14 protein-coding genes are annotated in these 15127 nt (G+C 46.4%); 8 read left to right on the forward strand and 6 right to left on the reverse strand.

Features of this window, described 5'->3' with window-relative positions; translation table 11 throughout:
- Positions 1-78: 78 nt before the first annotated feature.
- Positions 79-354: a hypothetical protein gene (locus NFR99_RS02975; protein WP_120485718.1), complete on the reverse strand. Its 276-nt coding sequence runs from the start codon at positions 352-354 to the stop codon at positions 79-81.
- A gap of 12 nt (positions 355-366) precedes the next feature.
- Complete coding sequence (locus tag NFR99_RS02980) at positions 367-801, reverse strand: hypothetical protein (protein ID WP_120485717.1); 435 nt, start codon at positions 799-801, stop codon at positions 367-369.
- A gap of 124 nt (positions 802-925) precedes the next feature.
- On the opposite strand from NFR99_RS02980, the gene NFR99_RS15305 reads away from it, so the two are divergent.
- The gene (locus NFR99_RS15305; RefSeq protein WP_256374371.1) at positions 926-1057 is read left to right on the forward strand and encodes a hypothetical protein; all 132 of its coding nucleotides are present in this window, start codon (positions 926-928) and stop codon (positions 1055-1057) included.
- 53 nt (positions 1058-1110) lie between these two features.
- Here NFR99_RS15305 and NFR99_RS02985 read toward each other — a convergent pair whose 3' ends face one another.
- Positions 1111-1383, reverse strand: a complete 273-nt coding sequence (locus NFR99_RS02985; protein WP_120485716.1) for a hypothetical protein — start codon at positions 1381-1383, stop codon at positions 1111-1113.
- Positions 1384-1442: 59 nt separating this feature from the next.
- Positions 1443-3155 (reverse strand): S8 family peptidase, encoded by a 1713-nt coding sequence (locus NFR99_RS02990; RefSeq protein ID WP_251352665.1) that lies wholly within the window; start codon positions 3153-3155, stop codon positions 1443-1445.
- A gap of 92 nt (positions 3156-3247) precedes the next feature.
- Here NFR99_RS02990 and NFR99_RS02995 point away from each other — a divergent pair, with 92 nt between their 5' ends.
- The 3 genes from NFR99_RS02995 (at position 3248) to NFR99_RS03005 (ending at position 7176) form a co-directional block, all read left to right on the forward strand.
- Positions 3248-4147, forward strand: coding sequence for a S8 family peptidase (locus tag NFR99_RS02995; RefSeq protein WP_135974576.1), 900 nt, complete (start codon positions 3248-3250; stop codon positions 4145-4147).
- Between the two features lie 72 nt (positions 4148-4219).
- A complete protein-coding gene (locus NFR99_RS03000) occupies positions 4220-5428 on the forward strand; it encodes an NADP-dependent isocitrate dehydrogenase (protein WP_120485713.1) in 1209 nt (402 codons plus the stop codon).
- A 35-nt stretch (positions 5429-5463) separates the two neighbouring features.
- The gene (locus NFR99_RS03005; protein ID WP_120485712.1) at positions 5464-7176 is read left to right on the forward strand and encodes an AAA family ATPase; all 1713 of its coding nucleotides are present in this window, start codon (positions 5464-5466) and stop codon (positions 7174-7176) included.
- Positions 7177-7340: 164 nt separating this feature from the next.
- Here the strand turns inward: NFR99_RS03005 and abc-f are convergent, their stop codons facing one another.
- On the reverse strand, positions 7341-9251 hold the full coding sequence (abc-f, locus tag NFR99_RS03010) for a ribosomal protection-like ABC-F family protein (protein ID WP_135974574.1): 1911 nt from the start codon (positions 9249-9251) through the stop codon (positions 7341-7343).
- A 206-nt stretch (positions 9252-9457) separates the two neighbouring features.
- On the opposite strand from abc-f, the gene NFR99_RS03015 reads away from it, so the two are divergent.
- A complete protein-coding gene (locus NFR99_RS03015; protein WP_251352667.1) occupies positions 9458-10216 on the forward strand; it encodes a DeoR/GlpR family DNA-binding transcription regulator in 759 nt (252 codons plus the stop codon).
- Between the two features lie 17 nt (positions 10217-10233).
- Here NFR99_RS03015 and NFR99_RS03020 read toward each other — a convergent pair whose 3' ends face one another.
- Entirely contained in the window at positions 10234-11100 is an 867-nt protein-coding gene (locus tag NFR99_RS03020) for an arginase family protein (RefSeq protein WP_251352669.1), read from the reverse strand.
- A gap of 210 nt (positions 11101-11310) precedes the next feature.
- On the opposite strand from NFR99_RS03020, the gene NFR99_RS03025 reads away from it, so the two are divergent.
- From NFR99_RS03025 to NFR99_RS03035, 3 genes are read left to right on the forward strand one after another with little or no spacing between them, the layout of a single operon-like run.
- Positions 11311-12870: a PTS transporter subunit EIIC gene (locus NFR99_RS03025; RefSeq protein WP_251352671.1), complete on the forward strand. Its 1560-nt coding sequence runs from the start codon at positions 11311-11313 to the stop codon at positions 12868-12870.
- A 4-nt stretch (positions 12871-12874) separates the two neighbouring features.
- Positions 12875-13579: an MBL fold metallo-hydrolase gene (locus NFR99_RS03030; protein WP_251352673.1), complete on the forward strand. Its 705-nt coding sequence runs from the start codon at positions 12875-12877 to the stop codon at positions 13577-13579.
- A gap of 16 nt (positions 13580-13595) precedes the next feature.
- Positions 13596-14954 carry a M24 family metallopeptidase gene (locus NFR99_RS03035; protein ID WP_251352675.1) on the forward strand — a complete coding sequence of 453 codons (1359 nt, stop codon included), beginning with the start codon at positions 13596-13598 and terminating at the stop codon, positions 14952-14954.
- Positions 14955-15127: the final 173 nt, after the last annotated feature.

The following is a 15127-nucleotide window of genomic DNA, read 5'->3' on the forward strand; positions in this document are numbered from 1 at the left end:
CGAAAATGCAGAAAGGAAATGAGACGGGCATATCCGGTCTCATTTCCTTCCGTGTGGGGCGGCTCTGAGAAGGAGCCGCTATTTTAAAAGTTTCATCATCGTGCGGATTTTTTCCATTTTTGCAATTTCTTCAGGGGATTTTCCCATTTTCAGTACTTCTATAATAGTATCTGTCTCATCCGGAGAGAAAGTCATTCCGTTTGAGCGTGACTGTGAAGCGGCTGCCATCAGGAATGGAAGCAGTTCGTTCTGTTTTTTATCTGCTGTCTGCTCAGACATGGACATGAGCATCTGCAGCTTTGCGGGGTCGATATTTTTCAGGTTCGGATTGTTCATCCAACTGGTATCACTCATAAAAGTCTCCTTTCAGGCATTGGGGATATCGTTTTCGAACATGGACTGGCACGTCTCAAACATAACCTGCTGTTCCGGCGTCAGGAGGTTTTTCAGCATGTCGGGATTTTCATTGGCATTCTGCATGACGCCAAACAGTTCCATCATCTGCATCAGGCCGGAAAGCTGGTCGAGGGTATTTAGCGCTTCCTGGCTGCAGAAACAGCGAATGTCCTGAAGCATGTCGGAAAGCGGGACATGTCCGGTATCTGTGGAACAGACGCTCATATCAGGTGAGGATTGGTAAAACCCAAGGATGTTCGTAAGCTCTGACGCTTTGGCGTAGAGAGCCATAATCTGCTGCGCAGGCTGGGGCAGATAGGGGATTACCGCTTTCATCATCAGCAAATGGTTTCCGTTTGCTATCTGGTCTATGGCCGGAAGTACCTTTAATGTATCTTCAAGCATGGAAACACTCCTTTGGCCGTCATTGGTTTTTCCTTAATCTATATGTATACGCTGGTGAAATCATACCATCTTTTCGGTGATATACATATATTAATAAAGGAAATACCATGAAAGGAGAATGTTGATGAAACTTAAATTGATTAAAGAAGGGAATGCTTTTTATGAGGTAGATGAGGAGTGTATAGAGAGGAAACGGCAGGAAAAGAAGCCGGAAGAAGAATACGTCTATGGAGAACAGAAAGAAGATACAGATTAGAGCGGAGTCTCCCGCACATAAGGAAAGCCCCTTTCGGGGCTTTCTTTTCAAAATTAGCATCCGCAGAAGCCGTTGCCGCATCCGCCGCAAAGCAGCAGGAGTACGATGATGATGCAGCAGTTGTCGCCGCCGAATCCGCATCCGCTGTTTCCGCAGCCATTGCCGCATCCGCAGCAGGAGAGCAGGATAATCAGCCAGATGATGGAGTTGTTGTTTCCAAGGCCGAAACCACATCCATTACCACAGCCATTGCTACATCCGCTGTTGCATCCGCTCTGTGCTCCTTCACATCCACATCCACAGTTTGTTGCTGCTAAATCACTCATGTTTTGTTCCTCCATGTTTGTTGAGTACACTTTATATTATGTGAAGGGGCTTGTTTGGGTTACCGATTCATGAGATTCAAAAAAATTTGATAAACATTCAGTGTGCCATAACCCCATTCACGGTTTGGAAAGAGGTATTGAGGATTACGGTCAGCGCCCCGTATCAAGAGGCTTTGTATCTCCTGGTTTGTGAAAATACGGTCGGGCTGATGCTCAGCGCCCCAGTTTACAAGCAAGGCCACGGCGCCTGCCGTAATGGCGGCAGCAGCGCTGGAACCCGTATAGGCGCCATAGCTGCCGCCGATTTCAGGAGAAAATACATTAACTCCCGGGGCAGCAATATTAGGCTTTATTTTTCCGTCCCGCGTATATCCACGGCTGGAATTAATATATAGGCTGCCGTTATAAGCGTTGTAGGTGCTTACGGTAATAACGTCTATATTGTCAGAAGGAGTAGTCAGCGTTGTGTCCGGATTGGGAGACAGAAATGTAGTGTTATCAGAAATCAAACCCTTGACGGGGAGCCACATATGGAAGGCTCCGTTGATAGCCACGTCACTGTATGTCTGGACAGTCCAGATTCCGGGTGTGGGATCCTTGAAACGGAGAAGGATTAATTCATTTCCTGTAGCCGCCTCTACAATCTCGTAATACAATTCAATAACAGTTTTCTCGAGAGTAAAGCGGATCGTGGTGCTCTGGCTTAGCCGGGCAGGAATCCGCGCGATGGTTTCACCGAGGGGAGATATGATTCCGACAGAATAGAGATCCGGGGGATTTCCCCAAAGTTCTATAGAAAATCCCTTGTCGGAAGCGTCTACCAGGATTTCTACATTCTGCGGCGTTTGGGAGGGTTGGGAGGGTTCGAATTTTCCATAGTAATGGTGTCCGGTTCCGGCCTCATTCCCGCCAGCGGCGACGATATAACATCCGGTAAAGCCGGAGTAGTATGTCAGAACCTGAGCCAGCGGGGAGCTTCCGGTGTGGCTTCCCTGGGTAGAACCCAGCCCCAGACAGATGACGACAGGCTTTTTTAATTCATTGCCCACAGCGAGCAGGTAGCGTATGGCCATCATGATATCTGTCTCCTGAAAAGCAGGGGCTTCTTCTTTTATTAAGTAAAAATCCCGCAGGTTCTGCTTGGCAGGTTTTAATTTTACGACAGCTATATCAGCTTCAGGGGCGGCGCCTGTAAAATCACGGGTGGCATCCGGGCTTCCGGCAGCAATGCCTGCGCTTACCGTACCATGACCATTCTCGTCGCGGCTGGGAACTACGGAGAAAGGGTCGTTTAAGGAGAGCGCTTCGTTGAGCTGCAGTTCCGTATATTCAGAACCATAAAATATATTTTTTGGTGCAGTACCGGTCTGAATAGTCTGATCCCAGATACGTACGATACGGGTGCGCCCGTCGGAATGGCGGAAAGCGGGCAGAGTGTAATCTATTCCCGTATCAATAATGCCGATGATAACGTCCCTGCCTTTATAGTTCAGGAGGGGCTGCGTCTGCATCTGAAGAATGCCGGATACCTCCAGGCTGGTGGTGTCTAGCGTTGTGAAAAGCTTGGGGATAGAATAGTATCCGGTAACTTCCATAGGGTTCTGGGGAAAAAGATTTCTGCGCACATGTACCATGCCGAATCCGCCGCCGAAAGCCTGCGCCCCGAACTGCTGAAATTGGACAGTCCATTGTTCCGGGCTTGAGCGGAAGGTCTGGATAATATCCAGATATTCATTTGATAAAATTAGTTCTCTTAATTCATTCTCGTCCATAAAATCTCCTCGTCTGCAATATACAGTACATCATATGCCGGAACGGCTTTGGCATTTCAGCATATACTATTAAAAAAACCGGAAATGAGTATATGAATCGAGTGCGTACCGCAGTAGGTGCGGATATGGCGTACCGGAGGGGAATCCGCGGACGGGGAATCGGAGTGGCTGTGCTGGATACAGGCATCAGTTTTCATCCGGACTTTAACCGCCGGATTGTGGGCTTCCGGGACTTTTTGGCGGGACGGAGAGAATGCTATGATGACTGTTCTCACGGCACACATGTGTGCGGGATTTTAGGCGGGAACGGCGCTGCTTCGTTAGGAAAATACCGGGGAATCGCCCCTGAGTGCCATTTTGTAGGGGTTAAAGTGCTGGACAGAAGGGGAAATGGCAATAAAGAAGAGGTGCTGCGGGGCATTGACTGGGTCATACAGAACAGGCACGCGTATGGCATCCGTATCCTCAATATTTCGGTAGGAACAGTGCGGGAGAGTGCGTCCATGGATATGCAGCTGATTAATATGGTAGAGCGCGCCTGGGACGCAGGACTGGTAGTGGTAGTGGCGGCAGGGAATATGGGGCCGGAGCCTATGAGCATCACTGTGCCGGGAAACAGCCGGAAAGTGATTACCGTAGGCGCGTCAGATGACTGTGCCCATGTGAGGGGGAGCGGGATAAAGCCTTGCTATTCCGGACGGGGGCCGACCGGGGAGTGTATTTGTAAGCCGGATATTACCGCGCCGGGCTCCATGATTACTTCGTGCAATGCCGTGATGCGTGGGAATCCGGGATATTATGCGGTAAAGAGCGGTACATCGATGGCTACGCCTATTGTGTCAGGCTGTATTGCATTGCTGCTGTCCAGAGAGCCTCAGCTTACGAATGTACAGGTGAAAATGCGCCTGAGGGAGACGGCGGTTGATTTGGGGCTTCCCAGATATCAGCAGGGCTGGGGGCAGATTCATGCGGGAAAACTTCTTAGGATTTAGTGTTGCGAAAAATACAAAATTGATTTACTATAGTACGAGAGCAAAAGGAAGTCAGAATACGAGGAGGATACAATGGAAAAAATAAGAATGACAACACCATTAGTGGAGATGGACGGCGACGAGATGACAAGGATTCTCTGGCAGATGATAAAGGATGAGCTTCTGCTCCCCTTTATTGACTTGAAAACAGAGTATTATGATTTGGGGCTGGAGCATCGGAATGCGACGGATGACCAGGTGACATTTGACAGTGCGTATGCTACAAAGAAATACGGCGTTGCAGTGAAATGTGCGACGATTACACCGAATGCTGCCCGTATGACAGAGTATGATTTGAAGGAAATGTGGAAGAGCCCTAATGGAACCATCCGTGCAATCCTGGACGGTACGGTGTTCCGTACCCCGATTGTTGTCAAAGGGATTGAGCCGTGTGTGAAAAACTGGAAGAAACCGATTACGCTGGCAAGGCATGCGTATGGGGACGTGTATAAGTCTGTAGAGCTGAAAGCAGGCGGTCCAGGGAAAGCAGAGCTGGTATTTACTGCCGAGGACGGTACAGAGACAAGAGAGTTGATTCATGAGTTTAAAGGAGCCGGCGTGCTCCAGGGAATGCACAACACAGAGGCTTCCATCACAAGCTTTGCAAAAAGCTGTTTTAACTATGCGTTGGATACGAAGCAGGATTTGTGGTTTGCGACGAAAGACACGATTTCTAAAAAGTATGATCACACCTTTAAAGATATTTTTCAGGAGATTTTTGATAAAGAGTATAAGGAAAAATTTGAACAGGCGGGAATCACATATTTCTATACGCTGATTGATGATGCAGTAGCCCGTGTGATGAAAGCAGAAGGCGGATTTATCTGGGCATGTAAGAACTATGACGGCGATGTGATGAGCGATATGGTATCGTCTGCATTCGGTTCTCTGGCAATGATGACCTCCGTGCTGGTTTCCCCGGATGGGAATTTTGAGTATGAAGCGGCTCACGGCACGGTACAGCGCCATTATTATAAGCATCTGAAAGGGGAGGAGACGTCGACGAACTCCGTGGCAACGATTTTTGCCTGGACAGGCGCACTTCGTAAGAGGGGCGAGCTGGATGGGATTCCGGAGCTGGCAGTGTTTGCGGACAAGCTGGAAGCTGCTACCGTAAAGACTATTGAGTCTGGAAAGATGACAAAAGATTTGGCGCTGATTACTTCAATTGAGAATCCGACGGTGCTGAACAGTGAAGAATTTATCCAGACAGTGCGGGAAGAGCTGGAGAAGAGCTTGTAGGAAACGGAAGTGAAACATGGGGAGGGGGGAACAGAATGGATTACAGGCCGTTGCCAGTGGGAGTGGATAATTTTGAAAAACTGATGACAAACGGTTATTATTTTGTGGACAAATCTTTGTTGATTAAAGATTTGCTGGACAAAAAAGGTGATGTCAGTCTGTTTACCCGTCCCAGGCGTTTTGGAAAGACATTAAATCTGAGTATGCTTCAGTATTTTTTTGAAGATGCAGGGAGCCAGAGTGAAGCAAGGCGGGAACAGGAAGAACTGTTTCAGAATCTGAAGATTATGCAGGCAGGCGAAAAGTATCTTTCACATATGGGAAAATATCCGGTCATTCACTTAACGCTGAAATCGGCGAAACAACCAGAGTGGAGGCTGGCATTCCATATGCTGAGGAGAGAACTGGCCAGGGAATTCCGGCGCCATGATTTTGTGCTGGGCAGAGATGGGCTGACGGAACGGGAGAAAGAACGTTTTCTGCGGCTTCGGGATGAAAGCGCTTCTTATGAAGAGTATCTGGATGCTCTGCGTTTTCTGTCGGACTGCCTGTTCCGGGTATGCTGTAGAAAAACAGTGATATTGCTTGACGAATATGACGTACCTCTGGAGAATGCCTTTTTTGAAGGATTCTATGAAGAAATGCTTACCTTTATCCGGTCTCTTTTTGAATCAGCTTTAAAGACAAGCGGCAGTCTGGAATTTGCAGTGATTACCGGGTGTTTGAGAATTTCTCGGGAGAGTATTTTTACAGGCATGAATAATCTGGATATTATTTCTGTCCTCAGCAGGAGCTACGGCGAGTATTTTGGATTCACAGAGGAAGAGATTGTACGGATTTGCCAGGATTATCGGCTGGAGGGAAAATACGGCACAATAAAAGAATGGTATGATGGGTATGTGTTTGGAAATACCAATGTCTATAATCCCTGGAGCGTGATACAATGTATCCGGGAGATGTCTGAGGATAAGAACGCCGTTCCTTCTTCGTATTGGGCAAATACCAGCTCAAACAGGATTGTAAGGACATTGATTGAGACGGCAGATGAGACTGCAAAAAAAGAAATTGAAGCCTTGATTGATGGTGAATCCATAGTGAAGCCGGTTCATGAAGATATTACTTATGAAGAAATTTATAAATCAACGGAGTATCTTTGGAATTTCATGTTTTTCACTGGATATTTTCGGAAATCCAGGGAGTGGCTGGACAGTCAGGATAGTCTATTTGTGGAGATGTCTATTCCGAATCGTGAAGTGAAATCCATTTTCCGCATGAAAGTCATGGGATGGTTTGATGAGAAAATTAAAGCGAAAGACCGTTCACGGCTTTTTAAGGCTTTGGAAGGTGCGGATGCAGAAACTGTGGAGGAAGAGATTTCCGGGCTGCTGATGGAAACGATCAGTTTCTATGATGCGTATGAGAGTTTTTATCATGGTTTTCTGGCAGGAATCCTTTCTGGAATGAAAGGCTATGTGGTGAAGTCTAACCGGGAAGGGGGAACAGGCAGGAGTGATTTATTTATCCGCCCGGTGACGAGAAGAAAACCAGCTTGTGTCCTGGAGTTTAAAATAGCAGAGAGATTTCAGGATATGGAGAGACGCGCCGGGGAAGCCTTGCGTCAGATTGAGGAGAGGCAGTATGCAAGGGAGTTGGAGAATGACGGTTACCAGCAGGTAATCCGCTACGGGATTTCATTTTTTGGAAAAGACTGTGCGGTGTGTGTGGAGAAATCGAATTGTTCGCAGTAAGCGGAAGATGTGTAAAAAGTCTTAAAAAAGAACGCTTTCAGGGATAAAACCTGGAGGCGTTCTTTGGCAGACGGAGTATTGCATGTTTGATTTCCAAATCTTCCGTGAGAATTTCAAGCGATTGCACTTTTGCATGATATAAATGCGACTTTGCCGCCGGCTCGTTACTCTGCCAGTGTCTCCCACATTTCATAGAGCACTTCTAGTTCTTCGGCAATTACTGCCTTTTCAGTGCTGAGTTCTATGCATTTTGCGACGTCGGTAAAGACTTCTTCATCCTCCATCAGCGCATCAATTTCGGAATCGCGGGTTTCCAGCTCATGGATGCGTGCTTCGGTCTTTTTGAGCTCATTCTGCTTTTTGCGCAGGAGCGCCTGTTCTTCTTTTTTTTGCTGCCAGGAGAGTTTTGCAACGCTGGCTTTTTCCGTGCCTGCCGCTTCTGCTGCCTGGGGAGCATAAATCTGTGTCAGTTCTTCTTTCTTTTCCAGATAATAGTCGTAGTTTCCGATATAGTTTACCAGAGTGTTTCCGGTCAGTTCCAGGATGCGGGTTGCAGTCTGGTTGATGAAGTAGCGGTCGTGGGACACGTAAAGCACGGTTCCGGTATAATTGTTCAGGGCATTTTCCAGAATCTCCTTGGAAGTGATGTCCAGGTGGTTCGTTGGCTCGTCCAAAATGATAAAGTTTGCTTCGGAGAGCATCAGCTTTGCCAGAGAGACGCGCCCACGCTCGCCGCCGCTCAAATCAGAAATCCGTTTGAATACATCGTCGCCTGTGAAAAGGAAAGCAGCCAGCACATTCCGAATCTGTGTGTTGGTCAGAGTAGGATAAGCGTCGGACAGCTCTTCAAACATAGTTTTTTCCATATGGAGCACATGGTGTTCCTGGTCGTAGTATCCGATTTTTACTTTGCTTCCCAAGGTGAAACGTCCAGTGTCAGCGGGGAGGACCTGGTTGATGATTTTCAGCAGAGTGGTTTTGCCTGTCCCGTTATTTCCGATAACCGCCACCCGCTCGCCGCGCTTGATTTCAAAATTCAGGCTGGTAAACAGATGGTTTTCGCCAAAACTTTTGGAAAGTCCTTCTACCGTGAGTACGTCGTTTCCGCTGACGGTGCGCGGCTCCAGTTTGATACGGATTTCATCGTTGATTTCAACGGGCTTTTCCAGGACTTCAATCTTTTCCAGCATTTTTTCCCGGCTTTCTGCCCGTTTAATGGACTTTTCCCGGTTGAAGGATTTGAGCTTTGTGATGACTTCCTGTTGATGTTTGATTTCCTGCTGCTGGTTCATCCAGGCTTTCAGCGCATTATCCCGGAGCTGTTTTTTCTTTTCAGCATAAGCAGAGTAGTTGCCTGAGAAGGTAGTGACATATCCATTATCAATCTCTACGACCTTCGTAACAACACGGTTCAGGAAGTAGCGGTCATGCGCTACAATAATCACAGCGCCGGGATAACTTAGGAGATATGTTTCCAGCCAGGCGATGGAGTTCATGTCCAGATGGTTGGTAGGCTCGTCCAGAAGGATAATGTCAGGTTTCGAGAGCAGCAGTTTTCCCAGCGCTGCCCGGGTTTTCTGGCCGCCAGAGAGAGTCTCTACTTTTTTTGAAAACTCCTCTTCTTTGAAGCCAAGCCCTTTGAGTACGCCTGCCAGTTCGCTTTGGTAAGCATATCCGTCTCTGCGCTCAAATTCCGTGCTTAACCGGTTGTAGGATTCCAGAAGCTGCGTGAGGGCATCGCCTTGAAGGGTTTTCATCTCAAGCTCCATGCTGCGGATGGTTTCTTCCATAGTAATGAGGTCACGTTTCACCTCAAGCAGTTCTTCGTAAATCGTGTTGCCGGAAGAGACTGCTTCATGCTGCGCCAGATAACCGATAGTTGTTCCTTTGGCGAGGATAATCTCGCCGGAATCGGCGGGCAGCTCGCGCATAATAATTTTTAAAAGCGTAGATTTTCCTGCGCCGTTAATGCCTACGATAGCAGTTTTTTCACGCTCCTCCACATGAAAGGATGCGTTTTTCAGGATTTCGTTTGTCCCGAAGGCTTTGTTTATATTTTGACATGCTAAAATCATGGCTGTTCCGTCCTTTGTGTAGTATTTTGCAACAGTTCAGGTAAGTCTTTGCACTTGCTGCAAAGACCGTAAGAACGTAAATCATCAGTATTTTATCATAAACCTCGAAAATACACTAGTGCCGGAAACAAAAAGTTTAAAAGTGTGTTGAAAACAAAAGTGGCGTGTGTTTTAATTAGCATAATGAATAAAAAGAAGGTGTCGGTATGTTGATTGAAGAGAGATTAAATAAAATAGTAGAAATTATTCGGATAAATGACAGCGCCAGGATTGAAGAGCTGGCAGAAACTTTAGGGGTATCCAGGGATACGGTGCGTAGAGACCTTATCCGCCTGGAAAATGAAGGAGTCATTAAAAGAACTCATGGGGGAGCTGTGTTAAATGACAACAGGGCGTCTATTGTGTTTTATGATGAGAGGAAGAATCAGAAGCTGGAATGTAAAAAGGCAATGGGCAGATGTGCGGCAAAGCTGATAAAGAAAGACGCGTCTGTGATTTTTGACGCTTCGACGACTGTGGAAGAGGTGATTTCTTTTTTGGATAAGAAACACATTTTTGCAGTGACGAACTCGTTGACAGCGGCTACAGAATTGACGCAGCTAAATGATTGTACGATTGCGGTACTGCCAGGGCGGCTGGATCACAACCACCTGTATGTTACCGGTTCAGATACTGTGCAGAAGCTGAATCAGTATAATGTGGATTATCTGCTGCTGGGTGTATATGCTATGGACAGCGGCGGGATTTATACCTGTTCGGAAAGTGAAGGGGCAGTGAAGGCAAAGATGCTGGCCAGCGCCCAGAAGAAAATTGCAATGGCGGACAGCAGTAAGTTTGATACGACAGGTTTAATCCGGATCTGTACGCTGCAGGATGTGGATATTCTTGTTACAGACAAATTTCCGGAAGGAAGGCTTTTGGAAGCGATGCAGAAGGCGGGCGTTGAGATTATCGTGGCAGGATAATCCCAGCGCCCTGCTGATTAAATCTTATCTTTTAAAAGAGGGAGACCAGCCAGAAGGTTCGCCAGGTTCATAGCGTCCCAGGGCAGGTATTCCGCAAGGCTCAGCCCTACGATATCAAACTGTTTATCCAGGTCGTTCAGCAGACGGCTAAGAGATTGGAAAGAAGCGCCCGGCCTGATGAGTTTCAGCCGTTCGAAATACACCGACGGATTTGCAGAGGATTGTGAGCGGAAGGAAGATAAATCCAATACATCCAAATCAAAATGGATAATCAGTTTTCTTATATGCATGTCTTTTATTGCGGCGATGACAGAGCTGCTGTTTTCTGCAAATTCTTCAGGAAGAATATTTTTGAAGTCATAGTTATTTCCGATTTTGCGGCCGAATTCTTTTGCCGGGTCATTTACGCCGATATGGAGCAGATGTTCTGTATCGAGTTTTACTTTTACAAAATCCGAAAAATCTGTATCCCCTTCACCCAGAAAAGAAGCCAGTACCATAGCATGATAATCTGTTGTTTCTCCGGGGACGGAAATATCTCCATGCCTGTCCAGCCAGAGGACTGCAGCATCGCCTTCGTATTTTTCCAGAAGGTAAGTGAAGGGAGCCAGGCTGATGCTGCAGTCCCCGCCGAACACGATGATTTTATCCGGCGACTTGCTTTGCAGAAAGCGGTAAATTTCTCCAGAGTGCCGAAGAAGCTCTTCTTTAAAAGCAATTCCGTCTTTGATAACCTCGGGTGTTTTTGGGATTAAGGGTATTTCAAAGGTTTCGCAGTTTGCGGCTGGCGCCAGCCATTCTAATAATTTTGCACCGAAAGCGTAAACGTATCGGTTTCCTCCCTGCCATTGGGGAAGAATAAGTCTGATGGTTTTATTATCCATAGTGTAGTCCTCCGTAGTTGATAAAAGGTTTTATGTTCTATATAAATGATAAAATAAAATGCAGAAAAATGCAATAATAAATTATTTTTCAAAAAAATAGCGCAGACTATTGCAAAAGTACTTAAAATATGGCATAATGTAGACACCAACAATCGCATCAGAACCCGGGTGAGAGGTGTGTGAAAAATTAAAAAGGAGAGTGTGATTTTTATGAAAGACAAACTATTTGGCGTTTTACAGAAAATGGGCAGATCGTTTTTGCTGCCAATCGCGGTGCTTCCTGTTGCGGGGCTCCTGCTGGGAATCGGAAGTACGCTAACATCATCGGGGTATATTCCTGAGGATACCTTTATTTACAAACTTTTATGCGTGCTTGGTGACTGTGGCGATATGGTATTCGGCATTTTGCCGTTGCTGCTGTGCGTTGCAGTGGCGCTGGGACTGGCCAGGCAGTATAAAGAAGTAGCGGCAATCTCTGCTGTGTTCGGGTATTTTGTAATGAATATGGCAAATTCAAGTATTGTAAATCATTTTATGGATGTGGAAGAGCTGAGTAAGACTCCAGGTCTGCTGAGTGATTTCCTGGGATTCACGAACTGTATGAATACGAGTGTTCTGGGAGGTGTTATCCTGGGTGTTATTGTAGCGAAACTTACAAATAAATTCCATAGCATTAAGCTCCCGGAGTTGCTGGCGTTTTTCGGAGGACTGAATTTTGTCCCGATTATCTCCACAGTGGCAGGTATCGTATTGGGCATTTCCATGACTTTAATCTGGCCGTATGCGGCAGCATTGATTGCAATGCTGGGTGTTGCGGTCAGTAAGATGGGATATGTGGGCACATTCCTGTATGGATTCATTTACCGGTTGCTGATTCCTACGGGACTGCATCATGTATTTTATCTGCCTTTCTGGCAGACGGCTATCGGGGGAACAGAGGTTATTAACGGGGCGGTATTTTACGGAAGCCAGAATATCATGATTGAACAAATACGCCTTGGTTTGCCGATTACGGCGGAGGTAGGCAGATTCTATTCCGGCGAGTTTGCGATGATGATGTTTGGTCTGCCGGGCGCAGCGCTGGCCATGTACCATACAGCCCATAAGGAAAATAAGAAAAAGGCGAAGGGTCTGCTTTTATCTGCGGCTCTGGCTTCCTTCCTGACAGGTATTACAGAACCGATAGAGTTTTCTTTCTTGTTTGTTGCGCCGTTTTTGTATTTTGGCGTGCACTCTGTGCTGGCTGGCGCATGCTTTATGATAGGCCATATTATTGGGGCAGGCGTGTGCAACAATTTTTCGGCGGGAGCTCTTGATTTTATGATTTATGGAGTCATGCTGGGCAACGAGAGAACGAAATGGATTTACATTTTAATTCTTGGTATTGTTATGTTTGTGGTTTATTATATAGTATTCCGATTTTTGATTGTCAAATTCAACCTGAAAACTCCGGGCAGGGAGGATAGTGTGGAAGAGGTCCGGCTGCATAGTAAAAAAGAATATCTGGAGAGCAGTCAGAATAAATATCAGAAACTTCTTAAAGGGTTAGGCGGACTTGAAAATATTCTTGATATTGATGCTTGTGCATCCCGTTTGCGCCTGAGGCTGGCGAATGGAAACAAAATTGATGAGTCATTACTGAAGCAGACGGGCTCCCTGGGGGTTGTAAAAAAAGAAAATAATGTCCAGGTAGTATATGGGCCGAAGGTTTCCACAGTCAGGATAGAACTGGAGAATTATATTTCGGCAATAAAAGGAAAGGAGGGCTGATGATTTGAGAATCAGAAATAAAATTGTTCAGCTTGCGGGTGCGGAGTATGGAACATTGGGAAGTGTGTTTGCTGTTGAGTATGCGCAAGGTTATGTGCTGATTGATTCAGGAATGCCGGACGCCATTGATGTAATTCGGATGACTATGGATTATTGGGGAATTGATGAGAGAAAGATTACCCATGTATTTTTGACACATGGACATGATGACCATTGTGGAAACGCAGCCTATTTTCAGAGCCTGGGCGCAAAAATTTATATTGGGAAGGAAGACGCCCCGATGCTGGAAGCGGGAAACCTGGGGATGGACAGTCCCTGCACGAATCATGTAATGCCCTGCTGCCGTCCGGATTACCTAATTGGAAGAGATGAGCGCTATAGTATCGGTGACTGTGTGATAGAGGCGTATAAAATGCCGGGGCATACAGACGGGACAGTTTTGTATGTGGGTAAAATCGAAGGAGAAACTGTGATTTTTTCAGGCGATTTCTTTTTCCCGGAGGGAGAGAGAGGCGATATGGCTAGAACAGGATGGAAGGGAGATTTGAGCTACAATTCCAGTAAATTAACAGAGAGCTTCCGGCGGCTGTACATAATGGATTTGAAGCCGGATATTATATTGAGCAGTCATGGAAGGGCTCTGTTCGGGGAGAAGGCAAAGGATTGTGTGCGTACAGCATTTAAATACCACATCTTGAATAACCGATAATTATGGGGGGAAATGCATGAAGATAATATGGAAAGAAGTGGAAGAGCCAGAGTGCGATTGTCCGAAGCAGGTGGTATTAAGTGAAGATACGATGCGGGAACGCAAAGAAAAGGTTATCTCCCAGATGGATGAGGCAGGATATGATTACCTGGTTGTCTATTGCGACCTTGAGCATGGGGCGAATTTTGAATATTTAACAGGCTTTGTAACACGTTTTGAGGAAGCGCTGCTGATAATTGGAAAAGACAAGACGTACCTGATTGCCGGAAATGAAAATGTAAATAAGGCGGAAATCAGCCGTATGCCAGTGGAGCCAATTCTGTATCCGGAATTTTCCCTGCCAAACCAGCCATTGAAAGGAAAAGAAAAACTGGAGGATATTTTCGGAAAAATAGGGATTCAGGATAAACGAGTAGGGGTAGCCGGATGGAAATTGTTCGAGGATGTTTCTTTGTTTGACGTGCCCTGTTGGATTGTGGAAAGCCTGAGGCAAACAGCGGGCCGCCTGGAAAATGCGACGGAGATTTTTATATCTCCGGAAACAGGGGCAAGAATAACCAACAATGCGAACGAGATTGCACATTATGAATATGGAGCCGCACTGGCTTCGTCTGGTATTCTGAAAGCGATGAAAAGCGTAAGAGAGGGAATTTCTGAGACAGAACTTGGAACGCTGCTGAATGGGCATGGGCAGCGGGGGAGTGTCGTTACTATTGCGGCGGCAGGAAAACGTTTTGAGCATGCGGTGATTTATCCTACAGAAAAAATCGTAAAAAAAGGAGATGCCCTCTCCTTAACGGTGGGATATAAAGGCGGTTTGCAGAGCCGGGCTGGGTTTGCAGCGGAAAGTGGGCTGGATTTGCCGGAGAGACAGAAGGGGTATCTTGAGGAACTGGCAATTCCGTATTTTAAGGCTGTAGTTACTTGGCTTGAAAATATCAGGACAGGGATGAGCGGCGGCATGTTGTACAGCATGATTGAGGAAGTTTTGCCGGCAGGAAAATTTTGCTGGAGTTTGAATCCGGGGCACCTGTGTGCAGATGAAGAATGGCTGGCGTCTCCTGTCTATAAAGAGTCAGAAGCAGTGCTGAAAAGCGGAATGATTTTGCAATTTGATATTATTCCCTCAGTGGAGGGATATGCGGGCGTAAGCTGTGAGGGCGGAATAGCTCTGGCAGATGCAGGACTGCAGGAGAAAATAAAACACAGTTATCCGGAAAAGTATGAAGCTTTCATGAAGCGCAGGGAATATATGCGCAAAATTCTGGGAATCCGTGTTTCGGATGAAATACTTCCTATGGGAAATGCGGATGCTTACTATAAGCCATTTATGCTGTCGACGAAAGCGCTGGCGGTAGAAAGGGCAGACATATGATTTAACAAATAAATACGCAGCTGTTTGGCTGGAAGCGGCCGCTGACGCGTTTCCGTAAAAGATAGGGATGCGTCAGCGGTCATATTTTTGTTTAAAAGCGGAGCAGAGAAAAGTTACTTGCCACCAATGGACAGATAGTGCTATACTAATGAAAGAAATTCGCCATGATAAGA

Source organism: Hominisplanchenecus murintestinalis, assembly GCF_943193015.1.
Taxonomy (GTDB): Bacteria; Bacillota; Clostridia; order Lachnospirales; family Lachnospiraceae; genus Hominisplanchenecus_A; species Hominisplanchenecus_A murintestinalis.